The organism is Terrabacter sp. NPDC080008 (assembly GCF_040702505.1).
GTDB lineage: Bacteria > Actinomycetota > Actinomycetes > Actinomycetales > Dermatophilaceae > Terrabacter.
This window is the reverse complement of sequence record NZ_JBFBLC010000007.1, coordinates 15,378-39,394: the sequence shown is the minus strand read 5'-3', so window position 1 is coordinate 39,394 and position 24,017 is coordinate 15,378. Positions and strand designations below refer to the sequence as shown.

Below are 24,017 nucleotides of genomic sequence, written 5' to 3'. Positions count from 1 at the left end.
GTGACGACATGAGGTATGCCGGCTCGTGGCGTTCCCGGGTCACCCTGGGCCTGCCTGCCGCGCTCGCCCTGCTCCTGCTCGTCGTGCCGCTCGTCGCCCTGCTGCTGCGGGCCGACTGGGCACGCATCCCGTCGGACCTCGCCACGCCGAGCGTCCTTCCGGCACTGCGGCTCTCGCTGACGACCACGTCGTGCACGGCGGTGCTGTGCCTGCTGCTCGGGACTCCACTGGCGTGGCTCCTCGCCCGCTCGGACGGGCCCGGGACCAGCTGGGTGCGCGCGCTGATCACGGTGCCGCTGGTCCTGCCGCCCGTCGTCGGCGGCGTGGCCCTGCTCCTCACCTGGGGCCGCAACGGGGTCATCGGCCAGCACCTGACGCCCTTCGGCATCCAGATCCCCTTCACGACCGTCGCGGTCGTGCTCGCCGAGACGTTCGTGGCGATGCCGTACTACGTGCTCGCCGTCGAGGGCGCCATGCGCGGGCTCGACCCGCGCCTCGAGCACGTGGCGCGCACGCTCGGCGCCGGCGACCTGCGCTACCTGCGCACCGTGGGCGTGCCGCTCGTGCTGCCCGGCATCGCCAGCGGGCTCGCCCTCGCCTGGGCCCGCGCGCTCGGGGAGTTCGGGGCGACCATCACCTTCGCGGGCAACTTCCAGGGCCGGACGCAGACGCTGCCCCTGCTCGTCTACGTCGAGCTCGAGAGCGACCCGCAGGTCGCGATCTCGATCAGCATCCTGCTGCTCGCCGTCAGCATCCTCGTGCTCGGCGTGCTGCGCGGGAGGTGGTTGCGCTGAGCACCGGGCATCCTGCGGTTGGTGAAGGCCTCGACGCGCGGATCCGGTTGCGGCGTGGGGCTGTCGAGCTCGACGTGCCGCTGGCCGCGCGGCCCGGCCAGGTCATCGGGGTGCTGGGGCCCAACGGCGGCGGCAAGACGACGAGCGTCCTCGCCCTCGCCGGGGTGCTGCCGCTCGGCGAAGGTCACGTCCGGGTCGGCGCCGAGGTCTGGGACGACGGCCGGCGGCGCCTGGCCCCCGAGCAGCGCCGGGTGGGACTCATGCTCGCCGACAGCCTGCTCTTCCCCCACCTGCGCGCTGTCGACAACATCGCCTACGGTCCGCGCAGCCGCGGCCTCGACCGCCGCCGCGCCAGGGCCCGGGCCCTCGACGAGCTGGAGCGGGTCGGCCTGGTCGACCGCGCCACCGCGAGGCCCGCCGAGCTGTCCTCCGGGCAGCAGGCGCGGGTCGCCCTGGCCCGGGCGCTGGCCACCGACCCCGCCCTCCTGCTCCTCGACGAGCCGCTGTCGGCTCTCGATCCCGACACACGCGCACGGACCCGCAGCGACCTCGCAGCCCGCCTCACGGCATACGCCGGCGTGACGGTCCTCGTGACGCACGACCCGCTCGACGCCCTCACGCTCGCCGACCATCTCGTCTTCATCGAGAACGGCCGTGTGACGCAGGCCGGCACCCCGGCCGAGGTGCTGAGCGAGCCGCGCAGCCCCTATGTCGGCACCGTCGTCGGACTGAACCTGTATGCGGCACAGGGCGACTCACACGGACACGTGCACACCGCCGGGGGTGGCCTCCTCGTCACCACGGCGCCGACCGAGGGGTCCGTGTGGGCGACGGTCGCCCCGAGCGCCGTGTCGCTCCACCGGCACGAGCCGGAGGGGTCGGCCCGCAACGCGTGGCGGCTTCGGATCGCGTCCCTGACCCTGCAGGGGCAGTCGGCGCGAGTCGGCCTCGTCGGCACGCTCCCGCTCACCGCCGAGGTGACCCTCGAGTCGGTCACGGCGCTCGGCCTGCAGGTCGGCCAGCACGTCTGGGCGGCCGTCAAGGCCACCGAGGTGCGCACCTATCCACAGTGACGCCCGCCTCACTCCTCCAGCGAGGCCTCGAGGACGCGGCCCTCCGTGCCCGCCCCGGCCGAGCGGATCCGGAGGAAGGCAGCGACCGACGGGGCCTGCACGACGGCGGCGACCAGCAGCGCGACCGGGATCGAGGCCCACGTCGCGAGCGCGCCGAGCGGCGGGCCACCGGCGACCTGGCCGAGGGCGTTGGCCTGGCTGTTCAGCGACAGCACCGTCGCCCGGGTCGGTCCCTCGAGGTTGCGGTTGACCCACGTCGCCTCGATCGGTGCGCTGAACGCCATCGCGGCGCCGCGCAGCCACACGCAGACCAGCACCAGCCACAGGTTGCCGAGCAGAGCCACGCCGACGACCGCCAGGACCTGAACGAGGGCGGCCGCGGCCACGGGCAGCCCGGGGGTCGCGTCCACCAGCCGCCGGGGCAGCCACCGCCCGCTGGCCAGCGAGGCGCCCAGCGAGACGACCGTGCCGACCAGGGCGAACGCGGTGAAGGCCACCGCCTCGTCGCCGCCGAACACCGCCGGCACCGTGAAGGTGTCGAGCACCCGCACCTGCCAGAGCCGGTCGAACACCTCGCTGGCGAGACCGACGAGCAGGCTGACGAGTAGGAAGACGCGTACGACGCGCCGCCGACGCGCGATGCGCAGTCCAGCCACGAGCTGCTGCCGCAGGTGCCCGAAGGTCTCGCGGTCACCTCGGGGTGTCGGGTGGAAGTGCCGTTCCGGCATGACGGCCCACAGCCCGAGGGCAAGCAGGACCAGGACGGCGCCGGCCGTGATGACCGGCGCGCGGAGGCTGAGCAGGCCGAGACCACCTGCCGCCGACGTGCCCACGATCCCGAAGGCGAGGTGCAGCTGCGTCTCCCGCGTGAACACCGGCGCGACGGCGTCCTCCCCGACCTCGTCGGTGATCCACGCCTGCAGCGCGCCGGAGGTGAAGGTGAAGCCGACGCCCCAGAGCACGTTGCCGACCAGCGCCGCGGCGAACGTCGCGACCACCCCCTCGACCGCGAACCCGACACCGATGAGCAGGAACCCGATGATGACCGACACGCGGCGGCTGTAGAGGTCGGCCACGATGCCGGTCGGTATCTCGAAGAGGAAGCAGGTCGCCTCGAGCACCGTCCCGACGAGCACCATCTGGAAGGGGTCCAGGCCGACGACGCGGTACTGGAAGACGAGGTTCAGGGTGAAGCACAGGGCGAAGGCGAAGGCCGCGACCGCCGTCAGCGCGTAGAAGGTGGTGGTCGCGTCCGCCTCGCGCGGCGGCCGCCGCAGGAGCGTGAGCACCACTCGAACGTAGGGCGGCGGCCACCTCGCCGTCGTCCCATTTCCGTGGGTGCGGTCGGCGAGCCGGCCGCGGCGCGACCCCTCCCACGAACCCTCATCTCACACTTTGGACGGAATGCTCGGACGTCCTAGTATCTGAGGCATGCCAGCGACGAGGCTGTTGCCGACCGACGAAGCCGCCGACCTGATCGAGCTCACCCGCGAGATCTGCCGCAAGGACCTCGCACCGAAGGTCGACGACGCCGAACGCGCGCACGCCTTCCCCCAGGAGGTCTTCCGCACCCTGGGCCGTGCGGGCCTGCTCTCGCTGCCCTACCCCGAGGAGTTCGGCGGCGCCGCGCAGCCCTACGAGGTCTACCTCCAGGTGGTCGAGGAGATCGCCACCGTGTGGATGAGCGTCGCGGTCGGCGTCAGCGTGCACAGCCTGACCGCCTACCCCGTCGCCACCTACGGCACGAAGGAGCAGCAGGACGCGCTCCTGCCCGGCATGCTCTCGGGCGAACAGCTCGGCGCCTACTGCCTCTCCGAGCCGCTCGCCGGGTCCGACATCGCCTCGATGACGACCCGGGCGGCCCGCACCGGCGACGACTGGTCGCTCAAGGGCACCAAGGCCTGGATCTCCCACGCCGGCCACGCCGACTACTACACGACCTTCGCCCGCACGTCGGACGACGGAGGCAAGGGCCTGTCGACCTTCATCGTCCCGGGCGACGCCGCGGGCCTGTCCTTCGCCGCACCGGAGCGCAAGATGGGACTGCACTGCGACCCGGTGGCGCAGGTCATGTTCGACGGCGTGATGGTCGACGGCTCCCGGCTGGTCGGCCGGGAGGGCGACGGCATGAAGATCGCCCTGTCCGCCCTCGACGCCGGACGGCTCGGGATCGCGGCTGCCGCAACAGGACTCGCGCAGGCGGCACTCGACGCAGCTGCCGCCTATGCGAGCGAGCGCGAGCAGTTCGGCCGCCGCATCGCCGACTTCCAGGGCCTCGCCTTCCTGCTCGCCGACATGGAGGCGGCCGTCACCTCCGCGCGCGCCACGTACCTTCACGCCGCTCGCCTCAAGGACGCCGGGCGCGCCTTCGGCAAGGAGGCCGCGGTCGCCAAGCTCCTGGCCACCGACACCGCGATGAAGGTGACCACCGACGCGGTCCAGGTGCTCGGCGGCGCCGGCTACACCGAAGACTTCCCGCTCGAGCGCTACATGCGCGAGGCCAAGGTGACCCAGATCTTCGAGGGCACCAACCAGATCCAGCGCCTCGTCATCTCCCGTCAGCTCCTCACCCGCTGACCGTCACGCGCCCTCCCCATCCCACCACACCGCATACGCCCGAAAGGCTTGTCATGCAACTGAACTCGTCCACTGTCGCCCTCGTCACCGGAGGCGGCTCCGGCCTCGGCGGCGCGACCGCCCGTCGACTCGTCGCCGACGGCGCGACCGTCGTCATCCTCGACCTGGAGGGCTCGACCGCGCCGGCACTCGTCGAGGAGCTGAACGGCAAGCGCGAGGGCAGCGCGACCTTCGTGGCCGCCGACGTGCGCGACGAGGCGCAGGTGCAGGCTGCCGTCGAGCGCGCCACCGGGCTCGGCGAGCTCCGGGTCGCGGTCAACTGCGCCGGTGTCGCGACGCCGGGGCGCGTCATCGGTCGCGGCGGCCCGCTGTCGCTCGAGACCTTCAAGACGGTCATCGACATCAACCTCGTCGGCTCGTTCAACGTGCTGCGCCTCGCCGCGGCGGCGATGCTCGGCAACGAGCCGGTCGACGGCGACCGGGGTGTCATCGTCAACACCGCGAGCATCGCGGCGTTCGACGGGCAGATCGGTCAGGCGGCGTACGCCGCGAGCAAGGGCGGCATCGTCGGGCTCACTCTCTCGGCCGCACGCGACCTGGCGGACAAGGCGATTCGCGTCATGACCATCGCCCCCGGCACCTTCGAGACACCGATGCTGGCCGGCCTGCCGGGCGAGGTCAAGGAAATCCTCGAGAAGCAGGTGCCGCACCCGTCGCGCCTCGGCCGCCCGGAGGAGTACGCCGGCCTCGTGCGCCACATCGTCGACAACCCGATGCTCAACGGTGAGGTCATCCGCCTCGACGGCGCCCTGCGTATGCCGCCTCGCTGAGTCCCGGTCGCCCGCCGAGTCGCGAGACAATGGCGAGGTGAACGAGCCCGGCGGTGACCTCGTGATCGCGCCCGGCCCCGGGCTGCGACACGGCCTCGTCATCCCTGCGATCGAGCTCGTCGAGCGCTTCAGCCGCTCCTCGGGGCCCGGTGGGCAGGGCGTCAACACGACCGACAGCCGGGTCGAGCTCGTCTTCGAGCCCGGCACGTCGGTCGCCCTGGCCCCGGCCCAGCGCGACCGCCTCGCGGCCGCGCTGGCGCACCGTCTCGTCGGTGGACGGGTCACGGTCGTGGCGTCCGAGTTCCGCTCGCAGCTGCGCAACCGCGCCGCGGCCCGGGAGCGCCTCGCCGTCCTGCTGCGCGAGGGCCTGGCCCCGCCGCCGGTCGCGCGCCGCCCCACCAAGCCGACGCGCGGGTCGAAGGAACGCCGCATCGAGGGCAAGAAGCGTCGCGCTCAGGTGAAGTCCGGCCGGGGCCGCATCCGCCCCGAGTGACGCGCTGTGGACAACTGCAGCAAAGTGCCCACTCGACGTTGCGGGTCGACGCGCTGTGGACAACTGCAGCAAAGTGCCCACTCGACGTGGACGTCGAGTGGGCACTTTGCGTCACCACGTCGACTGGGCACTTTGCGTCACGTCGAGGGGTACGTCACCGCGCGGGCCGGCGAGACGGCGTACCGGTGCTGGGTACGGCCTCCGCGCTCTCGGTCAGGCGTGCGGGGGCTGGACGAGCGTCGTGTCGACGACTGCGGCCACCTCGATCGGCCCGTAGACGTGCGGGAACGTCTCACCCGTCGCAGGGTCCCCCACCTCGTGGACGACCGGGGACCCGAGCAGCGACTCGTCGATGTGCAGCAGGACGAGCGGTTCCGCGACGTCTCCGTAGAACCGCGCCCGGACGACCGGCCACTGCTGCGCCGACGACGCGTGAATGAAGCCCTCCTGCTCGAGAGAGCGTCCCCTGGTCGAACGCGTGTAGCGGCCGTCGCGCTGCGCCTGTTCCCAGTCGGCCTGTTCGGCCAGGTGATAGATCATGTCCCGCGACGCTACCAAGAGAGGCGGTGAGGTCCGTCTCACCGTTGCTCCGTCGAACGTGGACCAGGCGCGGGCGGGGCACGCTGGAGGTGGGAGCGCCGCCCTCCGCAGCGACGGTGGGGCGCCTGCCAGGAGGACACGGACATGGTGAGCGCACAGGGATCGCCGCAGGAGAGCCCCACGCCGGAGAGCCCCGCGCCCGGGTTCCCGGCCCGGGTGGTGCGGCTGCGGGGCCACGACCTGTCCTACGTCGACGCGGGCACCGGCCCTGCCATCCTCTTCATCCACGGCCTGCTCGGCTCCCACGACAACTGGACCCACCTCGTCGACCGCCTCGACGACCACCACCGCGTGGTCATCCCGGACCTCTTCGGGCACGGCGCCTCGGCCAAGCCCGTCGGGGACTACTCGCTCGGGGCGCACGCCGCCGTCCTCCGGGACCTGATCGACCACCTCGGGATCGCGAAGGTCGTGCTCGTCGGTCACTCCCTGGGCGGGGGCATCGCGATGCAGTTCTGCTACCTCTTCCCCGAGCGGGTCGACGCTCTCGTCCTCGTGGCCACCGGAGGCTTCGGCCGCACGGTCAGTCCGCTGCTGCGCTCGGCCACCCTGCCCGGGGCCGAGCTCGTGCTGCCGGTCATCGCGTCGTCGTGGGTGCGCGGGCGCGTGGAGACGGTGGGCAAGGCGGTGCGCGACCTCGGCTGGCGTCCCAGTGCCGACGCCTCGGCGGTGTGGAAGGGCTTCACCTCACTCTCGGACGGTGAGAGCCGTCGGGCCTTCCTCGCCACGACGCGCGGTGTCATCGACCCGGGCGGTCAGACAATCAGCGCACGGGGCCACACCGTCAGTGCCGGGCACCTGCGCACCCTGGTCATCTGGGGCACGCGCGACCGAATGATCCCGGTCGGGCACGCCCACCGCGCCCGTGAGGTGTTCCCTGACGCGCAGGTCGTCCTGTTCGAGGGGGCCGGGCACTTCCCCCACCTCGAGCAGCCGGACCGCTTCGCGAGCCTCCTGGAGGAGTTCCTCCACCGCTGACCGGCCGGCCCATCACCCGGAGGGTGTGAACAAGCCTGCACGGCTCTGGTTCCGTCCGACCGGCGGACCTACGCTGCCCACGAGCGCCCGAGTCGCCTCGCTGGGCCGGGTGGCCATCCCCTCCACGAAAGGACACCCATGCCTGCCAACCGCTCCGTGTCCGGCCCGACACCCGACCTGGCCCGTAAGGCGGTCGCCGAGGGCGTCGGCACGTTCATCCTCGTCTTCTTCGCCGTCGGCTCGGCCGTCTTCGGCATCGACACCATCGGCTTCGCCGGTGTCGCGCTCGCCTTCGGTTTCGTCCTGCTGGCCCTGGCCTACGCCATCGGCCCGGTGTCCGGCTGCCACGTCAACCCGGCCGTGACCCTCGGCGTCCTCCTGCGCAGAGGGCTCACCCTCGGCGAAGCCGGCACCTACTGGGCGGCCCAGCTCGTCGGCGCCATCGTCGGCGCAGCCCTGCTCAAGCTGATGGTCTCCGACTTCGGCGGCGCCAAGGACAAGACGGGCGCCCTCGGCACGAACGACTGGGGCAAGAACATCTCTGCCAGCGGCACCTTCGTGCTCGAGATCGTCCTCACCTTCCTGCTCGTCCTCGTCATCCTGCTCGTCACCAACCGCGCCGCCGCCCCGGGGTTCGCCGGACTCGCGATCGGCCTGGTGCTGACGGTGATCCACCTCGTCGGGATCCCCCTCGACGGCACGTCCGTCAACCCGGCCCGCTCGATCGGCCCTGCCCTGTGGAACGGCGGCGAGCCCCTCGCGCACGTGTGGATGTTCATCGTCGCTCCCCTCATCGGAGGGGCCCTCGCGGCGCTGGCGGCGCCGTTCCTCGAGACGCGCACCGCGTCGTCGGAGGTCGACCCGACGGGCGCCGACGTCCCGGCGTGATGGCGCCCGGCTCTTGTCCACCGCGCTCGGATTCCCCAGCTGTCCAACGTTGCCCCGCGCGTCTGCACCACAATGAGACCCATGGGCGAGGCATCTCGGGGTAGCCGCAGTTCGACCAAGCCGAGGGGCCGCGCCGCAGTGCGGTGGTTCGCGGCCCTCGCCGTGCTGGTGTGGCTGGCGATCGGCGGGGTCGGCGGCCCCCTGGTCGGCCGCCTGTCGGAGGTCGCGACGAACGACAACGCGAACTTCCTGCCACCGGCGGCGGAGTCGACGGCGGTCAGCAAGCTGGTGCAGCAAACCAGCGACACGAAGACCCTGCCCTACCTCGTCGTGGTCGAGCGGCCGAGCGGCCTGACCCCCGCGGACCTCGCGGCCGTGCAGAAGTACGTCGCCGGCATACCCGGGCTGCGCCTGGCCGACCCGTCACGCACCGTCGGGGAGTTCCTGCAGTCGCCGCCGCGGGCGGCCGTCCCCAGCCAGGACAAGCAGGCCGCGCTCACCCCCGTGTCGTTCCTCGCCGACAAGGCCGAGGACACGGTCGCCGGGAAGACCGCGCTGTATGCCGTCGCGCAGGCCCTGCGTGACTCCGCCGCATCGACGTTGGGCTCGTCGGGGCTCAACGTGCACGTGACGGGCGCGGGCGGCTTCTTCGCCGACTTCATCATCGCCTTCAGCGGCATCGACGGGATCCTGCTGCTCGTCGCCCTCGGCGTCGTCTTCGTCATCCTGCTCATCGTCTACCGCAGCCCGATCCTGCCCTTCGCCGTGCTCATCACCGCGATGTTCGGCCTGTCGCTGGCCGCGCTCGTCGTGTTCCCCCTGGCGAAGAACGGGACGATCAGCCTGAGCGGCCAGAGCCAGGGCATCCTGTCGATCCTCGTCGTCGGTGCCGCGACCGACTACGCCCTGCTGCTCGTCGCGCGCTTCAAGGAGGAGCTGCACGACCAGGACTCGACGTGGGCGGCCATGAAGATCGCCTGGCGCGCAGCCGTCGAGCCGATCGCCGCGAGCGCCGCCACCGTCGTGCTCGGCCTGCTCTGCCTGCGCCTGTCGGATCTCGGCAGCACCAAGGGACTCGGGCCGGTGGGGGCGCTGGGCATCGTCGGGGCGTTCGTGGCCTCCCTGACGTTCCTGCCGGCGGTGCTGCTGCTCATCGGCCGGCGCATCTTCTGGCCGCAGATCCCCCGCGTCGACCACGTGCACAGCGCGGACGCGGTCGGCACCCGTGGCATCTGGGGCCGCGTCGCCGGCATGGTCGGCCGCCGGCCCCGGCGCACCTGGGTGATCACGCTGCTGGCCCTGCTCGCCTGTGCCGCCTTCCTGCCGACCCTCAACGCGCGCGGCGTCGCCCAGTCCGACCTCTTCCTCACCAAGGTCGACTCCGTCACCGGGCAGGAGGTGCTCGCCAAGCACTTCCCGGCCGGGTCCGGGTCACCCGTGCAGATCGCCGCCCCGCAGGACAAGGCGGACGCGGTCGTGCAGGTGCTCGGCTCGACCCCGGGCGTCAGCAACCCGCAGGTGGGCCTGGCGCCCGGTCAGCCGCCCAAGGTCGTCGACGGCCAGGTCGTCGTGCAGGCCACGCTCGACGCGCAGGCCGACACCATCGCCGCGGAGGACACGATCGAGACGCTCCGCACGTCCCTCGACAAGGTCGGCACCGACGTGCTCGTCGGCGGCCAGACCGCGACCAACCTCGACGTGCGGCTGGCGAGCGAGCGCGACCTCAAGGTGATCATCCCGACGATCCTCGCGGTCATCTTCGTCGTGCTCATGCTCCTGCTGCGCTCGATCGTGGCGCCGCTGATCCTGGTCGCCGCCAACGTGCTGTCGTTCGCCGCGACGATGGGCGTGGCCGCGGTCGCCTTCAACCACGTCTTCCACTTCCCGGGCTCGGACCCGTCGACGCCGCTCTACGGGTTCGTGTTCCTCGTCGCGCTCGGCATCGACTACTCGATCTTCCTCATGACCCGCGTACGCGAGGAGTCGCGTTCCCGGGGCACCCGTCCCGGGATCCTGGTGGGCCTCGCGGTCACCGGCGGGGTCATCACCAGCGCGGGCATCGTGCTCGCGTCCACGTTCTCAGCCCTTGCAGTCCTGCCGATCCTCTTCCTCGTGCAGATCGCGTTCATCGTCGCCTTCGGCGTCCTGCTCGACACGCTCGTCGTGCGCAGCCTGCTCGTGCCGTCCGTCTCCTACGACCTGGGCGACCGGATCTGGTGGCCGATCGCCCTGCGCCCGAAGGCTCGGCACGAGGCGGGGCCCGCGAGCGCCGAGCGGCCCACCGCCGACGAGCCGAGGACCGAGCAGCCATCCGCTGAGGAGCCGACCACTCCGCAGCCTGCCAGCGAGTCGCGCAGGAGCTAGACAGACGGCCGCACCGCGACCACGCCGAGCGGTGAGGTGAGGTGAGGCGCAGGATTGAGGGCATGACCCCAACCCTCGAGCGCCGCCCGCGCGTGCTGCTCTTCGACGTCAACGAGACCCTGTCGGACATGACGCACCTCGGCGACCGCTTCGTCGAGGTGGGCGTGCCGCACTACCTTGCGGCACCGTGGTTCGCCGGTCTCCTGCGCGACGGTTTCGCCCTGACCGTCACCGGGCACAACCCGTCCTTCGCCGAGGTGGCCCGGGCGTCGCTGCGCACCGTCCTGCACGGCAAGGCCAACGTCGAGGCCGCGACCCGTCACGTCATGGCGGGCTTCCTCGAGCTGCCGGTGCACGAGGACGTGCCGGACGGCATACGGGCGCTGGCCGGGATGGGGCTACGCCTCGTGACATTGAGCAACGGGTCGGCCGACGTCGCGGAGGGCCTGTTCGAGCGCAGTGGCCTCCGGGACCGCTTCGAGCGGGTGCTGTCGGTCGAGGACGCGCCGGCGTGGAAGCCGGCCGCCTCGGCGTACGCGTACGCCCTCGGGCAGTGCGGCGTCGCACCCCAGGACGCGATGCTGGTAGCCGTCCACCCGTGGGACGTGCACGGGGCGAAGGCCGCCGGCCTGCGCGCCGCGTGGGTCGACCGCACCGGCGCGCCCTACCCCGGGCCGATGTATGCCGCCGACCTCGTCGCGACGTCACTGACCGACCTGGCGAGCCGGCTCGAGGGCCTGCCCGCGTCCTGAGCCGCAGCGACCGCCCCTCAGCGGAGGAACAGGAGCGTGAAGCTCGGGATGTAGGCCATCCGGATCTCGTCGAAGACCAGGTAGGCGAGGAGCAGGGTGACGGCCGCGTTGAACACGATCCCTGCCACGGCGGTCGTCCCGGCGCCCAGACGCCGCGCCCGGACGCCGAGCACCAGTCCGGTGACCGGCGCGACGGCGAGCAGCAGCCACCCGACGACGGCGACGACCCACCCGGCCGCGCTGTGCGCGAAGAGGAACAGGTCGCCCTCCTGCAGCCCGAGCAGCGGGAACGCGACGTAGAGGCTGACGAACGAGACGAGGAAGTAGACGACGACGAAGGCGACCGGCATCCACACCGACCAGCGCGCCAGCGCTCTGCCCTTGACGACACCGTCCGAGGTCTGTGCCCTGCGTGGAGGAGTGAGGGTCGACATGGCGTTCTCCCTTCCATCGGTCCCTACTGCCATCCCAGTCGCCGGGCGTCCGTACGCGCCAGAGGCCAAGGTCCCGCCGTCGGCGGGACCCCGCCCGGCACTCCATCCGTCCGTTTCGGAGCAAAATGCCGCCCCCGTCCGGTACCTTTCTTCCCCGGAGGGGTGGGTTCGTGATTCTGAGTTCGTTGCGCCGTCACGGCGTGTTGCTGGTGGCAGCCCTGGCTGTCGTCTCGTCGTCGCTGGTGCTGGGGGTGGCTGAGCCGCCGCCTGCGTCGGCAGGCCCGCTCGCGAGCGCAGGCACGCCCTCGCTCGCGACCGCCACGAGCGCCCCCACCGGGTCGGGCTTCGTGGCGGTCACCGGCCGCGCCCTGGACACGCGCAGGTCGAGCCGTGTCGGGCCGTATGCCGCACCGATGCCTGCCGGCACGTGGCGGCGCGTCCCCGTGGGCGGGGTCGCAGGCGTGCCGCGCACCGGCGTCACCGCGGTCAGCGTCACCTTCACGGTGGTGAGCCCCTCGGCGGGTGGCCTGCTCCACGCGGACGCGAACGGGCCGGGCACGCCCAACTCGTCCGTCACCTACCTGAACTACGCCGGGCGCCTGACGGTGTCGGGCTCGGCGGTCGTGCCGGTCGGTGCAGACGGCGCCATCCGCGTCCGGACGAGCTCCCGGACCGACCTGATCATGGACGTCCAGGGCTACTACTCGACCTCGTCGCCGATGCGCTACGTCAGCCAGCACGTGGCCTCCCGCATCGTCAACACGACCACCGGCTTGGGCTCCCCCAAGCAGGCGTACGCCTCGAACACCGCGTTGAAGGTGCCGGTCACGATGGGCACCGGTGTGCCGCTCGACGCGACGGCAGCCACCGTGCACCTCATCGTACTCAACCGGTCGCGGACCAGCGGCTACCTCACCATCTTCCCGACCGGCCAGACGGCCCCGACCACGTCGGTCAACTTCCCGGCCTCCGCGCGCACCGAGATCACCGTCACGACGGGGCTCGCGACCTCTCGTTCGCACAAGGCCTTCACGATCGTGCCGCACGGCGCGACCGTGGACCTCGCCGTCGACGTTGACGGCTACTTCGCCCGCGACAGCCGGGGCGGCCTCTTCCACCCGGACGTCGAGCGCATCTACGACTCGCGCACCACCAGGGCGCCCCTGGCACCGTCGGAGTCACGCGCGATCGCCGCCACCTCCACCGGACGCATCCCCGCGGCCTCCACCGGCGTCAACGCCGTCGTCGGCAACGTCGCCACGATTGCCCCCACCTCCGGCGCCGGCAACCTGCGGCTGTGGGCCAGCGGCGCCCCCGAGCCGCTCGCGACGACGACGGCCACCTACGGCGCCGGCGTCTCGGCGGGCTTCCAGGCCATCGGCCTCGGCGTCGACGGTGGCTTCCGGGCGCACAACCTCGCCGCGACCCCGGTCGACCTCGTCGTCGACGTGCAGGGCTGGTACGACGCGCCTACCCCGGCCCCGACGGGCACCTACACCGGCCTCGACATGCACGACGGCACGATCGTCGAGGACAACGGCACCTTCTACATGTACGGCACGCAGTACGAGTGCGGCTTCACCTGGGGGCGAGCCAACACCCCGTTCTGCGGGTTCGCCGTGCGCAGTGCGCCGACGCTCGCCGGCCCCTGGTCGCTCCCGACGCTGCTCTTCTCCCCCACGGCCACCGTCAAGGACCCCGCGTGGACCCTCGACAACGGCAAGACGTGGAACACCGTCTGCGGGGCCAGGGGCGCCGGCTGCTTCAACCCGCGCATGCTGCACCGCCCCGACGGGGCCTGGGTGCTGTGGTTCAACGCTCCCTCCGACTACAACACCTACCGGCAGAACGCGTACTGGGCCATGGGCTGCAACGGCCCCATGGGGCCCTGCGGCTCGAGCGCCGGCGCGCCGTTCGGCTCCGACCACAAGCCCACGCTGGTCCCCTGCCTCAACAACGGCGACTTCAGCATCGGCACCGACGGCGACAAGGCCACCATCGTCTGCTCTCTCGGCTCGCTCTCCCAGGAGGAGCTCACGCCCAGCTGGACCGACGGCACCGGCAACGGCACGAAGGTGATCAAGCTCGCCGGCGTGACCTCCGCCGAGGGCGTGGGGATCTTCAAGCGGCAGGACGGCACCTGGCAGCTGACCTACAGCACGCCCAACTGCGGCTACTGCTCGGGACCGCCGATGAACCTCTCGGCGGCCGGCCCCACGATGGTGCGCACGGGCTATGCCACCGCGCCCGAGATGCTCGGGCCGTGGACGGCGCAGGGCACGCTCAGCCAGGACTACTGCCGGGGCCAACCGCGCACCGTGTTCACCGCCGACGGGCGACCGTTCGAGTGGCTCGACCGCTGGACCGGTGACCGCAACGAGACCGAGGCCTCGGTGCAGCTCGAGGACCTCAGCGTCACCCCGTGGACCTGCGCCACCCACGCCAAGCTCGCCAGCACGAGCTAGGCCCTCACCGGAGCCCAGCCGGCAGCGGTCCGCTCCCGGCTGGGCCCCAGGTGGGTACGACACCGGCGTGGCCCTCGAGCGGCTGGACCGGTTCCAGCGCAGACATCGTGCAGCGAGCTTCCCGATCGCGGTGCTCTACAAGTACTTCGACGACTCGGGCCCGTATCTCGCTGCGCTGATCACCTACTACGGGTTCGTCTCGCTGTTCCCGCTGCTGCTGGTGCTGGCCACCGTCCTCGGCATCGTGCTGGCAGGGAACCCGGAGCTGCAGCAGCGGGTGATCCACTCGGCCGTGGCCGAGTTCCCCGTCGTCGGCGCCCAGCTCGGCGAGCCCAAGCGGCTCGGCGGCGGCGCGACGGGGCTCGTCATCGGCGTTCTCGTGTCGCTCTACGGCGGGCTCGGCATCGCCCAGGCGGCGCAGTACGCGATGAACTCGGCCTGGCGGGTACCGCGCAACAGCCGCCCCAACCCGTTCCAGGCCCGCGGCCGCAGCCTCGTGCTGCTCGGCACCGTCGGCGTAGCGGTCCTCGGCACCATGGTCCTGTCGGCAGTGGGCACGCCGGGCTCGGGCTCCACGCAGGTCGTCGTCAAGGTGCTGACCCTGGCCGCCGGCGTGCTGCTCAACTGCGCCCTGTTCGTCTTCGCCTTCCGGTTCGCGACGACGCGCCCGCTGTCGGTCCGTGACGTCCTGCCGGGGGCCCTCGCCGCGGCGATCGGCTGGCAGCTGCTCCAGTCCTTCGGGGTCGTCTTCGTCTCACACGTGGTCCGCAACGCGAGTGCCACCAACAGCGTGTTCGCGGTGGTCCTCGGGCTGCTCGCCTTCCTCTACCTGTCCGCGACGATGGTCGTGCTCTGCGTCGAGGTCAACGTCGTGCGCGTCGACGGGCTGCACCCGCGCGCCCTGCTGACGCCCTTCACCGACGACGTGTCCCTGACGGCGGCCGACCGCCGGGCCTACACCGAGCAGGCCCAGGCGGAGCGGACCAAGGGCTTCGAGGAGGTCGACGTGACCTTCCACCCGCACGGGTCCTGGCAGGACGACCGCCGGGACCCGTGAGGCGGGGTGACCTCAGGCGAGGTCGAGGTAGCGCTTCGCGATCCGCGCGAGCGTGACCTGCCCGATCGCCCGGAACGGGTGCAGCGGGTCGGGCGCGACCGATCCCGTGGGGCCGCCGAGCTCGGTGTGGGCGAGCGCACTCATGACGGTGTACGCGTCCCCCCTGCCGTAGCCGTGCTCCTTCGTCAGCACCTCGAAGAGGTCCTCGTAGGCCCGGTCGATGGAGTCCTGGACGGGGTCACCGAGGCCCACGCACACGAGCTCGTCGCCGGTGTCGACGCGCGGCGCACGCAAGTTCATGCCCTTGACGAGGTCGACGCTGACCGTGGCCCGGCCGGCGATCTCGATGGCGACGAACGAGCTCTCGCCGCGGCTCATCACGGCGTGCAGGTCGCCGATGGCCAGGCGCGCGCCCTCGACCTGCACGGGCAGGTAGACGGTGGAGCCGGGCCGGGCGTCGGTGAGGTCCATGTTGCCGCCGGTCGGGTAGGACGGCATGACCGTCGACATCTCGCCCTCGGCCGGGGCCACGCCGATGCACCCGATCATCGGCGCCACGGCGCAGCTGACCCGGTCGGTGAGCTGGACGTTGCCGTCGCGGACGGGCACCCGCCGGACGTACCACTCCTCCCCCATCGGCCGGGCGAGCGCGCCCGCCCCGGGGATGTAGACCGACCAGCCGTGCTCGGCCATCTCGATGTCGTGGATCGTGACCGCGAGCGCGTCGCCGGGCTCGGCCCCGGCCACGTGGACCGGGCCGGTGACCGGGTTGATCGTCGCGGTGACCTTCGCGAGGTCGCGCAGCTGCTCCATCTGGGCGTATGCCGCGTCGTCCGTCTCGAAGCTGATGCGCTCCCCCGTGCCCGGCTCGATCGTGAGCACCGGCTCGTGTTCGGCGGAGTAGCCGGCGTGCGCGTGGTCCTTGGTGATGAGGTGGGTGGTCATCGTCAGCCCTTCCGGTCGGTCGCGGCGAGGAGGTCGGCGTCCTGCGCCGTGTCGGTTGCGTCGGCCCGGTGCTCCGGCAGGATCCCGATCCCCTTGCGGCTGTAGTAGGCCAGCACGAGCAGGCCGATCACGAGCCAGGCCACGCCACCGATCTTGGCGGCCGGCTCGGCGTTCCACAGCACGAAGCCGATGATGAGGAAGCCGATCACCGGACCGACCCAGTGCAGCACGACGTTGCGCGACTTGCGGCGAACGCCGAAGTAGGTGATGACCGACAGGTGCAGCAGCAGGAACGAGGTGAGGGCGCCGAAGTTGACCAGCGAGCTGATGAGCCCGATCTGGCCGACGAAGAAGAGCCCGAGCACGAGGGTGATGCCGGCGACGAGCAGGATGGCCCGCTCGGGCACCTTGCTGCGGGTGTTGATGTGGGCCAGGAAGCGCGGCAGCTGGCCGTCCCGGCTCATCGAGAAGAGCAGCCGCGAGGTGGCGCTCTGGGCGGCGACCGCGTTCGCGATGCCGACGGCGAGGGCGTTCATGGCGAGGAAGGCGATCTGCCAGCCGTTGCTGCTGATCCTGCCGACGATGTCGAAGAACGCGTTGCCCGCCTCGGCGTCCGAGAAGGAGGTGGTGTCGGGGATGAGCATGCCGGCCAGCCAGGTCTGGCTGATGAAGAAGAACGCGACGAGGAAGAGGCCGCCGATCATCGCGATCCCCGCCGAGCGGTGGCCGCCCTTGCTCTCCTCGGAGAGGGTGGCGATGCCGTCGAAGCCGAGGAACGAGAGGACGGCGATCGACAGGGCGGTGCCGACGAGGGGCGCCGAGAAGTTGGCGGAGTCGAAGATCGGCTTGGTCGTGACGTGGGCGCCCCCGGTCCCGTTGGCGATGGCGACGATCGCCATGACCACGAAGATGACGATGAAGAGCACCTCGGCGGTCAGGAAGAGGCGGTTGACGACGGCGGTGAACGAGATCCCCACGTAGTTGATGGCCGTGTTGACGGCCAGGAAGATCAGGATCCACGCCCACTTGGGCACCGACGGGAAGATGCCGTACATCGACTCCGCGGCGAAGACGTAGAGCAGCGTCGGCACGAGGAGGTAGTCGAGCAGGATCGTCCAGCCGGCGATGAAGCCGAGCTTGGGGTGCATGCCCCGCCCGACGTAGGAGTAGACCGACCCGGCGATGGGGAACGCGCGGCTCATCTGGGCGTAGGACAGGGCCGTGAAGATCATCGCGACCAGGCCGATGAGGTAGACGAGGGGCACCATGCCCTTGGCCTCGTTGTAGACGGTGCCGTAGATCGCCCACGGCGCGATCGGCACCATGAAGACGAGGCCGTAGATGAGCAGGTCGGCCGTGGAGAGGCCGCGGTTCAGCTCCTGCTTGTAGCCGAACGCGGTGAGGTCTCCCTCACCGAGGGTGTGGGTGTCGTGCGAGGACATGCGTGATCTCCGGGTCGGGGTCGGGGTTGGTCAGTCGTGCTGGGCGAGGAAGGACTCGACGAGCTCGAGGAAGGCCTCGGGCTCCTCGACGTGGGGCATGTGGCTCGAGTCGGGGAAGACGTGCGAGCGCACGTCGGGGATGCGATCGACGAACGGCTCCCAGACGAGCGGCATCGCCTCGTCGTGCGCGCCCGAGACGACGAGCGTCGGGACGCGTATGCCGTCCAGCCGGTCGATGACCGACCAGTCCTTGAGCGACCCGACCACGTGGAACTCCGAGGGCCCGTTCATCGTGTGGTAGACGGTCGGCTCGGCCTCGATCTGGGCGAAGGAGTCGGTCACCTCGGGCGGGTTGGGCACGACCCGGCACACGTGCCGGTCGTAGAAGACCTTCTCGGCGTCGGCGTACTCCTTCGAGTCGGTGGTGCCCGCCTCCTCGTGGCGGGTCAGAGTCGCCTGCACGTCCTCGGGCAGCTCGGCGCGCAGGGTGTTGGCCGCCTCGAGCCACAGCTCCATGGAGGCAGGCGAGTCGCAGATGGTGAGGCTGCGGATGCCCGAGTCGTCGGAGAGGACGACCTCGGGGCCGAGCATGCCGCCCCACGACTGGCCGAGCAGGTGGAAGCGCTCGCCGATGCCGAGCGCTTCCACCAGGTTGCGCAGCTCGTCGACGAACAGCTGCGGCGACCAGAAGTCGGCGGGAGCATCCGGCAGGTGGGTGCTGCCGCCGCAACCGAGCTGGTCGTAGTGGACGACGGCGCGGCCGCGACCGGCCAGGTTGGCCATCATGAGCGTGTAGTTGTGGGCGGCACCGGGCCCGCCGTGGAGCACGACGAGGGGCGCCTGCTCGGCGTCCGGGTCGAGCTCGCCGGTGATGCGGTACCAGGTGCGGTGGCCGCGGAAGTCGACCTCGCCCTCGGTGGTGGGGTCTGGGAAGCGCGCGTCGCGCGTCGTTGCCATGGGTCCTCCTCGGGTGAACCAGGCCAAAGTGGACCACGCAAATGGTCCGGTGACAAGACCTTTCCGCGCTTCGGACCTAGACTGCGTTCCGTGCAGAGCCATCCGGACGTCGGGGACGACAGGCCCGTCGACCTCCTCGGCGACGGCTCGCGCACGAAGACGACCTCGCTCACCGACCGGCTCGTCACGGCCATCGCGGTCGGCGAGTACTCCCCCGGCGAGCGCCTGCCGCCCGAGCGCGACCTGGCCGCCTCGCTCGGCGTCAGCCGGGCGACGGTGCGCCAGGCGCTGCAGCACGTCACCGAGCTCGGACTCATCGAGATCCGGCGCGGGCGCGCAGGCGGCGCCTTCGTCGCCTCGGCCTCGTGGGAGGACGTCGCGCCCGAGGTCGCGCGGCGCACCCTGGAGACGGAGATCCCGCGGCTGCTCGACCTCTACGACTACCGCTGCATGGTGGAGGGCATGATCGCCCGCGCCGCGGCCGAGCGGCGGACGCCCGATGACGTCGCGGCGCTCGAGAAGGCGCTCGCCGAGTTCGGGGCGGCGACGTCGATGACCGAGGCCCGCAACGCCGACCGCCGGCTGCACGGCCTGGTCACCGCGGCGGCGCGCAACCCGCACCTGACGTCACTGAGCGCGCACCTGACGGCGGCGGCCACCCTCGGCTTCGGCGTCGAGCCGTACACCCAGGAGTTCTACGACGAGGCGCTCTCCCAGCACGTCGAGCTGGTCGGGCACGTCGTGCGTGGCGAGGTCGACGCGGCGGGCCGGAGCGCGCAGGCGCACTTCCGGCTGACCCTGGAGACGATGCGCGCCGGACTCCAGCGCGCCCGCGGCGGCTGACCGCCGGCGCCGGACCGGGCTCAGCGGGCCCGTCGCGGCCCGTCGGGCGCGAGCGCGCGCTCGAGCGAGGCGAGGGTACGGGTCCGCTCCCGGGTCGCCATCCACGCGACGACCGGCCTGAAGAGCCGCATCGGCCCGTGCAGCTCGGCCTCGGCCACGTGGTGCACCACCGTCGCCCCGCCGTCCGCGGGGCCGTGGGCGAGGTCGTCGGCGAGGGCCTCGAGGACGTAGCCCGGTCGCGCCTGCATCAGCGGGCGGCCGAACCAGCTGAGGGTCTCGCGGAAGGCGACCCGCGACGAGGGCACGTGCTCGGTCACCTCCCCCACGAACGGGCCCATCCGGGTGCGGTCGACGTAGGTGGTGCCGCAGCCGACGGGTGCCGGCGACGTGAGCTCGACCCTGCCGAACACGCCGTCGCGATGCATCCACGTGCCGTAGCCGGGCAGGTCGGCCAGGCACGCGAACACCTCGCTCGCCGGCCGCCGGACGATCGTTCGGGACTCGAACCGGACCACGCTGGCGCTCATGACGCCTCCTCCCTCGAAACGGGTGCGCTGGCTCCCGTGGCGGCACGGCGGCGGACCGGCAGCAGCGCCGGGGTGCGCCGGGCGTAGTCGACGTACCGGGCGCCGAGAGTCCGCCGCAGGTCGGCCTCCTCGAAGCGGATCCCCACGATGACGTATGCCGTCCCCGCGGTCGCGAAGAGGAGGTGCCCGACGCTCAGGGTGGGCGTCACCCAGAACGCGATGAGCAGCCCGAGCATGATCGGGTGCCGCACGAGCGTGTAGAGCCCGCGGGTCGTGAGTCGCGGCGGCTCGTGGGTCCGAGCCCATGTCTGAGCCGATGCCTGCCTCAGGCCGACGAAGTCGAGGTGGTCGATGAGGAAGGTCGACGCGATGGCGACCACCCACCCGGTCAGGTAGCCGGCCCAGAGGAGCACGCGCCACGGCTGCGTGTCCACGTGCCACAGGATCGGTCCGACCGGGCGCCACTGCCAGAGCACCAGCGCGAGGAGCAGGTCGGCGGTGAGGACGTAGGTGCTCCGCTCGGCGGCCTGCGGCACGAACCGGGTCAGGGCGCGTTTGGCGGCCGGCCGTGCCATGAGGGAGTGGTGCACCGCGAAGACGCCGAGCAGGGCGAGGTCGATCGCGACCGCGGTGCCCCTCGCGGCCGCCGGACCGTGGTCGATGCCGGAGACGATGTCGAGGTCTGCGACGAAGGTGACGGCCCACCCGACGATCGCGACGAACGAGAGGTACGCCAGGGCGGCATACCCAAGCAGGAGAACGCGTTTCATGGATCCAGCGTGACGGTCGCAGCGTCGCTGCTCAGCCGTGGAAACACGGCACCGGCGGCGGCACCTAGGAGGGCGCGGTCGGGTGCGTCGTGGCGTACCACGCGGCGACCTGTGCGCGGGATCGGAAGCCGAGGCGTGCTCGGATCCGGTCCACGTGCGACTCCACCGAGCGCTCGCTCAGGACGAGGCGGGCGGCGATGTCCCGGTTGGTCAGGCCACCGGCGACGAGGCGCGCGACCTCCAGCTGCCGGGCGGTGAGGACGGCTCCCTCTGAGGGCACCGGTGGTGGCAGCGCCGGCAGGTCGAGGCACCGGCGGATGGCGGCGAGGAGGCCTTCGGCGTCGCCGTCGAAGGGCATGTGCGCGCGGCCGGGCAGGAGCGTCAGCCGCGCCCCGGGTATGCCGTCCGCCAGCCTCCGCGCCTCGCGGAGCGGCGCCGCACGGTCCCCTTCGCGGTGGATCACGTGGGTCCGGGCGCGTACGCCGGACAGGTCGCCGACGACACTCATCGAGTAGCAGGCTCCGAGCAGGCGCTCGGCGTCGGCCGCTGAGGCGGAGTGCCGCTGGTGGGCGGCCAGCGCGGCCCGGAAGGCCGCGTCGGCGTCCGGGGCGAAGAAGCCCGTGAGCACCTCCGAGCCGAGTCCCCAGTGCTGGCGCACCAGGCCCAGCAGGTGCGCGCGTACCTCGGGCTCCGCGATGCGGCCACCGTCAGCCCAACCGCCACACAGGACAAGCCGATCGACGGTCTCCGGCCTCGAGGCGGCCCACCTGACGGCGAGCGGGACGGACATCGACGTCCCGAGCACGTCGAAGCGCCCGATATCGAGCCGGGCGGTGACTGCCGCGATGACCTCCATCTCCAGCTCGACGAGGTCACGGTCCGGCGCGGCGTCGGAGAGGCCGCAGCCGGGGCGGTCGTAGCGCACGAGGGTCCTGCCCTGCGAGAGGCCCTCGTAGAAGCGGCGTTCCGGCGTCAGCGCCCACCCCAGCTCCACGTGGGAGACCCAGCCCGGGACGAAGAGCAGCGGCGGCCCACCTCCGCTCGTCGCGTAGGCGACCCGCGTGCCGTCGGCCAGCCGGACGGCGCCGATGGCCTGCCCCACGACCGCACCGTGACGACCGCTCACGGCGGCAGGATGTTGATGACTCGGGAGAGCACCACCGCAAGGACGCCCAGCGAGATCATCGACTGGATCGCCATCAGGCCCTTGACGCGGTGGGTGAGCGGCATGGTGTCGGTGGGACTGAACGCGACGACGTTGGTGAACGCGACGTAGAGGTGGTCGGGAAACCGCGGCTCCCAGCCGGGCGGCCCCAGGTCCTCGGTTCCCGTCTGCGGGAACTGGAAGTCGGGGTGGCGGCGGGCTCCCTGCCGGCGCGCGTCGGGACCGCCGCCGTCGAGCTGCCAGTAGAGCAGGCCGAAGGTGACGATGTTGGTGGCGAGCAGGGTGACGGCCGTGACGAGCAGCTGGGTCGCGGTGGGTGGGGTCTGGCCGGCCGGGGTGCTGCGCAGCACGAGGGCCACCAGCCTCGCAGCGGCGACGGTGTTGGCGGCGATGAGGACCGCGACCAGGGTCAGCACCAGCGGACGGGCGGCGCGTGGAACGGGTCCCGGCTTCGCGGCGACCGCGAGGAGGACGAGCACCACCGCGCCCTCGATGACGGGCACGGCGATCGGGGGCCCCTCGCGCATCTTCGAGGGCACGAGGACCTGCGGCAGGATGACCGCGACCAGGGAGACCAGCGGCCACCGGTAGCTCTCCACCGCCGAGGGGCCCGAGCCTCCCGGACGAGCGACCCGGGCGCCCTGGCCGGACGCGGGCCGACCCGCGCCCGGTTCGAGTCCCGGTTCGACTCCCGGCTCGTCGGCCATGCGCCCATCATGCGCGCCCCGCGTCGCCGTCGTCAGCGGATCTCGACGGAGTCGGGTGGGGAGCAGTGCGGCCGGTCAGGCCTCCTGCCGGAGGTGCTGCGCGACCACGTGCCAGGCGCGGTCGCGCTCGTCCGCCGACCACCGGCTCCCGGACAGGGCGACCATGACGAGCCGGTCCCCCGAGACCAGGACCGCCGCATCGACGAAGCCGGTGGTGGTCCCGACCATGGCGGTCCGGATCGCCACACCGTCCACGACGGTCGCCGGCCCCGGTGCGCACGTCTGGAAGGCACGTTGCTCGAACGCCTCGGCGCCCCAGGGGTCGCCGTCCGCCAACGCGTACTCGGCGTAGGTGAACGAGCGCTTCGCCGGCCCGGGGCCCAGACCGTCCTCGGTCGACTGCGTCCGGGCGGCGGACGTGCCCTCGAGGACCCTCACCTGGCGGGCTGCGAAGGTCAGGAGGAGCTCGGTCGGATCGGGCACCGCCCACGACGTCGCGTCGCGGCAGCTGAACCTCTGCGTCAGGTCTGCCCCGCAGCCGGCGTCCGAGGAGTCCCGGCCCGGGAGCACGAGCCGAACGCTCACCTCGCCGGGGTAGGCCGGCGGGAACAGCTCCGGGCCGGGCAGGTCGCTTCGCCGGCCGTCGAGGTGCTCGGCGACGCAGTCGAGGGCCTCGGGCACGGGCGTCATCCCGTCGATGGTGGTCAGCACGGGCGTGGGAGTCGCCGACGAGAGCGCTCCGTCGGGCCCACTGGGCCCGGTCCGACCGTCGAGACCGGGTGGCATCGCAGCCGTGCACGCCGACAGCAGAGCGGCGACGACGACGCCGGCCCACCTCGTGACCGCCGCGGCGAGCGAACGCTGGCCCACGGTGCCAGCCTAGACGCGCCTCGCGCCGCGCCCGGCCGGCTTGCCGGAGCTCATCCCGCGAGCATGATGCCGACGAAGAGCGCGGCGAGCGCCGTGAGCCCGGTCAGGGCGCCGAAGACCGCCATGGCCCGCCGCGAGCTCACCCGGGAGTGCACGAGGGCGGTCACGCCCGAGGCGGCCACCAGCGTGTACTTCAACATCAGGGTGTGCTCGTAGGCCGGCCCCTTGTCGCCCTCGGCGACGACGTTCCAGACGCCGGTGAGGAGCAGGAGCACGAACGCCGGCCAGGCGATGCGGTTGAAGGCGTTCGCCGCGGCTCGCGGCACGTCGGTGCCCGCCGCGCGCAGGGCAGGGACGAGTGCCGCGAGGGTGACCTGGCCGCCGACCCAGACGGTGGCCCCAAGGATGTGGAGGAACAGCCGCAGCGTCCCCAGGTCGACAGCACTCATGGACCACAGACTGCCAGTCGGTCCTCCACGCCGACCG

General features: G+C 72.1%; 25 protein-coding genes. 12 read left to right on the top strand and 13 right to left on the bottom strand.

The genetic code is table 11. From position 1 onward, the window contains the following. Positions 1–8 precede the first annotated feature (8 nt). Positions 9–794: an ABC transporter permease gene (locus tag AB0316_RS17965; protein ID WP_366274415.1), complete on the top strand. Its 786-nt coding sequence runs from the start codon at positions 9–11 to the stop codon at positions 792–794. Between the two features lie 47 nt (positions 795–841). Then, positions 842–1,867 carry an ABC transporter ATP-binding protein gene (locus AB0316_RS17960; protein ID WP_366274414.1) on the top strand — a complete coding sequence of 342 codons (1,026 nt, stop codon included), beginning with the start codon at positions 842–844 and terminating at the stop codon, positions 1,865–1,867. An 8-nt stretch (positions 1,868–1,875) separates the two neighbouring features. Here AB0316_RS17960 and AB0316_RS17955 read toward each other — a convergent pair whose 3' ends face one another. Beyond that, positions 1,876–3,156 (bottom strand): MFS transporter, encoded by a 1,281-nt coding sequence (locus tag AB0316_RS17955; RefSeq protein ID WP_366274413.1) that lies wholly within the window; start codon positions 3,154–3,156, stop codon positions 1,876–1,878. Between the two features lie 142 nt (positions 3,157–3,298). Between AB0316_RS17955 and AB0316_RS17950 the strand changes: the two genes are divergently transcribed. Genes AB0316_RS17950 through arfB form a run of 3 tightly spaced genes read left to right on the top strand, consistent with a single transcriptional unit; the run spans position 3,299 to position 5,767 of the window. Continuing rightward, positions 3,299–4,444, top strand: coding sequence for an acyl-CoA dehydrogenase family protein (locus tag AB0316_RS17950; RefSeq protein WP_366274412.1), 1,146 nt, complete (start codon positions 3,299–3,301; stop codon positions 4,442–4,444). A gap of 53 nt (positions 4,445–4,497) precedes the next feature. Next, positions 4,498–5,274, top strand: a complete 777-nt coding sequence (locus AB0316_RS17945; protein ID WP_366274411.1) for an SDR family NAD(P)-dependent oxidoreductase — start codon at positions 4,498–4,500, stop codon at positions 5,272–5,274. Positions 5,275–5,311: 37 nt separating this feature from the next. Then, the gene (gene arfB / locus AB0316_RS17940) at positions 5,312–5,767 is read left to right on the top strand and encodes an alternative ribosome rescue aminoacyl-tRNA hydrolase ArfB (protein ID WP_366274410.1); all 456 of its coding nucleotides are present in this window, start codon (positions 5,312–5,314) and stop codon (positions 5,765–5,767) included. Between the two features lie 213 nt (positions 5,768–5,980). Here the strand turns inward: arfB and AB0316_RS17935 are convergent, their stop codons facing one another. Further along, positions 5,981–6,307 (bottom strand): DUF952 domain-containing protein, encoded by a 327-nt coding sequence (locus AB0316_RS17935; protein WP_366274409.1) that lies wholly within the window; start codon positions 6,305–6,307, stop codon positions 5,981–5,983. 144 nt (positions 6,308–6,451) lie between these two features. On the opposite strand from AB0316_RS17935, the gene AB0316_RS17930 reads away from it, so the two are divergent. From AB0316_RS17930 to AB0316_RS17915, 4 genes are all read left to right on the top strand, one after another. Beyond that, on the top strand, positions 6,452–7,345 hold the full coding sequence (locus AB0316_RS17930; protein ID WP_366274408.1) for an alpha/beta fold hydrolase: 894 nt from the start codon (positions 6,452–6,454) through the stop codon (positions 7,343–7,345). A gap of 138 nt (positions 7,346–7,483) precedes the next feature. Next, complete coding sequence (locus AB0316_RS17925; RefSeq protein WP_366274407.1) at positions 7,484–8,233, top strand: aquaporin; 750 nt, start codon at positions 7,484–7,486, stop codon at positions 8,231–8,233. 81 nt (positions 8,234–8,314) lie between these two features. After that, positions 8,315–10,597, top strand: a complete 2,283-nt coding sequence (locus AB0316_RS17920) for an MMPL family transporter (protein WP_366274406.1) — start codon at positions 8,315–8,317, stop codon at positions 10,595–10,597. 62 nt (positions 10,598–10,659) lie between these two features. After that, positions 10,660–11,349, top strand: coding sequence for a haloacid dehalogenase type II (locus AB0316_RS17915; RefSeq protein WP_366274405.1), 690 nt, complete (start codon positions 10,660–10,662; stop codon positions 11,347–11,349). Positions 11,350–11,366: 17 nt separating this feature from the next. Here the strand turns inward: AB0316_RS17915 and AB0316_RS17910 are convergent, their stop codons facing one another. Together AB0316_RS17910 and AB0316_RS17905 are read right to left on the bottom strand one after the other, a co-directional pair. Continuing rightward, a complete protein-coding gene (locus tag AB0316_RS17910; protein ID WP_366274404.1) occupies positions 11,367–11,783 on the bottom strand; it encodes a hypothetical protein in 417 nt (138 codons plus the stop codon). A 193-nt stretch (positions 11,784–11,976) separates the two neighbouring features. Next, a complete protein-coding gene (locus AB0316_RS17905) occupies positions 11,977–12,285 on the bottom strand; it encodes a hypothetical protein (RefSeq protein WP_366274403.1) in 309 nt (102 codons plus the stop codon). A 4-nt stretch (positions 12,286–12,289) separates the two neighbouring features. Here AB0316_RS17905 and AB0316_RS17900 point away from each other — a divergent pair, with 4 nt between their 5' ends. Both AB0316_RS17900 and AB0316_RS17895 read left to right on the top strand, forming a co-directional pair. After that, positions 12,290–14,248, top strand: a complete 1,959-nt coding sequence (locus AB0316_RS17900) for a hypothetical protein (RefSeq protein WP_366274402.1) — start codon at positions 12,290–12,292, stop codon at positions 14,246–14,248. Between the two features lie 67 nt (positions 14,249–14,315). Further along, entirely contained in the window at positions 14,316–15,305 is a 990-nt protein-coding gene (locus AB0316_RS17895) for a YihY/virulence factor BrkB family protein (protein ID WP_366274401.1), read from the top strand. A gap of 12 nt (positions 15,306–15,317) precedes the next feature. Here AB0316_RS17895 and AB0316_RS17890 read toward each other — a convergent pair whose 3' ends face one another. The 3 genes from AB0316_RS17890 to AB0316_RS17880 are packed head-to-tail and all read right to left on the bottom strand — an operon-like array spanning position 15,318 to position 18,649. Continuing rightward, a complete protein-coding gene (locus tag AB0316_RS17890; RefSeq protein ID WP_366274400.1) occupies positions 15,318–16,250 on the bottom strand; it encodes an acetamidase/formamidase family protein in 933 nt (310 codons plus the stop codon). 2 nt (positions 16,251–16,252) lie between these two features. Continuing rightward, the gene (locus tag AB0316_RS17885) at positions 16,253–17,692 is read right to left on the bottom strand and encodes an APC family permease (protein WP_366274399.1); all 1,440 of its coding nucleotides are present in this window, start codon (positions 17,690–17,692) and stop codon (positions 16,253–16,255) included. Positions 17,693–17,722: 30 nt separating this feature from the next. Next, on the bottom strand, positions 17,723–18,649 hold the full coding sequence (locus AB0316_RS17880) for a proline iminopeptidase-family hydrolase (protein ID WP_366274398.1): 927 nt from the start codon (positions 18,647–18,649) through the stop codon (positions 17,723–17,725). A 90-nt stretch (positions 18,650–18,739) separates the two neighbouring features. On the opposite strand from AB0316_RS17880, the gene AB0316_RS17875 reads away from it, so the two are divergent. Then, a complete protein-coding gene (locus AB0316_RS17875) occupies positions 18,740–19,492 on the top strand; it encodes an FCD domain-containing protein (protein WP_366274397.1) in 753 nt (250 codons plus the stop codon). 20 nt (positions 19,493–19,512) lie between these two features. Here the strand turns inward: AB0316_RS17875 and AB0316_RS17870 are convergent, their stop codons facing one another. The 6 genes from AB0316_RS17870 to AB0316_RS17845 form a co-directional block, all read right to left on the bottom strand. Then, positions 19,513–20,019, bottom strand: a complete 507-nt coding sequence (locus AB0316_RS17870) for an SRPBCC family protein (protein WP_366274396.1) — start codon at positions 20,017–20,019, stop codon at positions 19,513–19,515. Then, on the bottom strand, positions 20,016–20,789 hold the full coding sequence (locus AB0316_RS17865; protein WP_366274395.1) for an isoprenylcysteine carboxylmethyltransferase family protein: 774 nt from the start codon (positions 20,787–20,789) through the stop codon (positions 20,016–20,018). The genes AB0316_RS17870 and AB0316_RS17865 overlap by 4 nt, the downstream gene beginning before the upstream one ends. 64 nt (positions 20,790–20,853) lie before the next feature. Beyond that, a complete protein-coding gene (locus AB0316_RS17860; RefSeq protein WP_366274394.1) occupies positions 20,854–21,915 on the bottom strand; it encodes an alpha/beta fold hydrolase in 1,062 nt (353 codons plus the stop codon). After that, the gene (locus AB0316_RS17855; protein ID WP_366274393.1) at positions 21,912–22,661 is read right to left on the bottom strand and encodes a hypothetical protein; all 750 of its coding nucleotides are present in this window, start codon (positions 22,659–22,661) and stop codon (positions 21,912–21,914) included. The genes AB0316_RS17860 and AB0316_RS17855 overlap by 4 nt, the downstream gene beginning before the upstream one ends. Before the next feature lie 75 nt (positions 22,662–22,736). Continuing rightward, the gene (locus AB0316_RS17850; protein WP_366274392.1) at positions 22,737–23,531 is read right to left on the bottom strand and encodes a hypothetical protein; all 795 of its coding nucleotides are present in this window, start codon (positions 23,529–23,531) and stop codon (positions 22,737–22,739) included. 50 nt (positions 23,532–23,581) lie between these two features. Then, a complete protein-coding gene (locus AB0316_RS17845; RefSeq protein WP_366274391.1) occupies positions 23,582–23,980 on the bottom strand; it encodes a hypothetical protein in 399 nt (132 codons plus the stop codon). Positions 23,981–24,017 lie beyond the last annotated feature (37 nt).

Bases quoted from the DNA above. Each gene is read 5' to 3' on its own strand.
- AB0316_RS17925 (WP_366274407.1), top strand. From the start codon at position 7,484: ATGCCTGCCAACCGCTCCGTGTCCGGCCCGACACCCGACCTGGCCCGT.
- AB0316_RS17945 (WP_366274411.1), top strand. From the start codon at position 4,498: ATGCAACTGAACTCGTCCACTGTCGCCCTCGTCACCGGAGGCGGCTCC.
- AB0316_RS17920 (WP_366274406.1), top strand. From the start codon at position 8,315: ATGGGCGAGGCATCTCGGGGTAGCCGCAGTTCGACCAAGCCGAGGGGC.
- AB0316_RS17865 (WP_366274395.1), bottom strand. From the start codon at position 20,789: ATGAAACGCGTTCTCCTGCTTGGGTATGCCGCCCTGGCGTACCTCTCG.
- AB0316_RS17930 (WP_366274408.1), top strand. From the start codon at position 6,452: ATGGTGAGCGCACAGGGATCGCCGCAGGAGAGCCCCACGCCGGAGAGC.
- AB0316_RS17935 (WP_366274409.1), bottom strand. From the start codon at position 6,307: ATGATCTATCACCTGGCCGAACAGGCCGACTGGGAACAGGCGCAGCGC.
- AB0316_RS17910 (WP_366274404.1), bottom strand. From the start codon at position 11,783: ATGTCGACCCTCACTCCTCCACGCAGGGCACAGACCTCGGACGGTGTC.
- AB0316_RS17915 (WP_366274405.1), top strand. From the start codon at position 10,660: ATGACCCCAACCCTCGAGCGCCGCCCGCGCGTGCTGCTCTTCGACGTC.
- AB0316_RS17880 (WP_366274398.1), bottom strand. From the start codon at position 18,649: ATGGCAACGACGCGCGACGCGCGCTTCCCAGACCCCACCACCGAGGGC.
- AB0316_RS17885 (WP_366274399.1), bottom strand. From the start codon at position 17,692: ATGTCCTCGCACGACACCCACACCCTCGGTGAGGGAGACCTCACCGCG.
- AB0316_RS17965 (WP_366274415.1), top strand. From the start codon at position 9: ATGAGGTATGCCGGCTCGTGGCGTTCCCGGGTCACCCTGGGCCTGCCT.
- AB0316_RS17950 (WP_366274412.1), top strand. From the start codon at position 3,299: ATGCCAGCGACGAGGCTGTTGCCGACCGACGAAGCCGCCGACCTGATC.
- AB0316_RS17870 (WP_366274396.1), bottom strand. From the start codon at position 20,019: ATGAGCGCCAGCGTGGTCCGGTTCGAGTCCCGAACGATCGTCCGGCGG.
- AB0316_RS17890 (WP_366274400.1), bottom strand. From the start codon at position 16,250: ATGACCACCCACCTCATCACCAAGGACCACGCGCACGCCGGCTACTCC.
- AB0316_RS17845 (WP_366274391.1), bottom strand. From the start codon at position 23,980: ATGAGTGCTGTCGACCTGGGGACGCTGCGGCTGTTCCTCCACATCCTT.
- AB0316_RS17855 (WP_366274393.1), bottom strand. From the start codon at position 22,661: ATGGCCGACGAGCCGGGAGTCGAACCGGGACTCGAACCGGGCGCGGGT.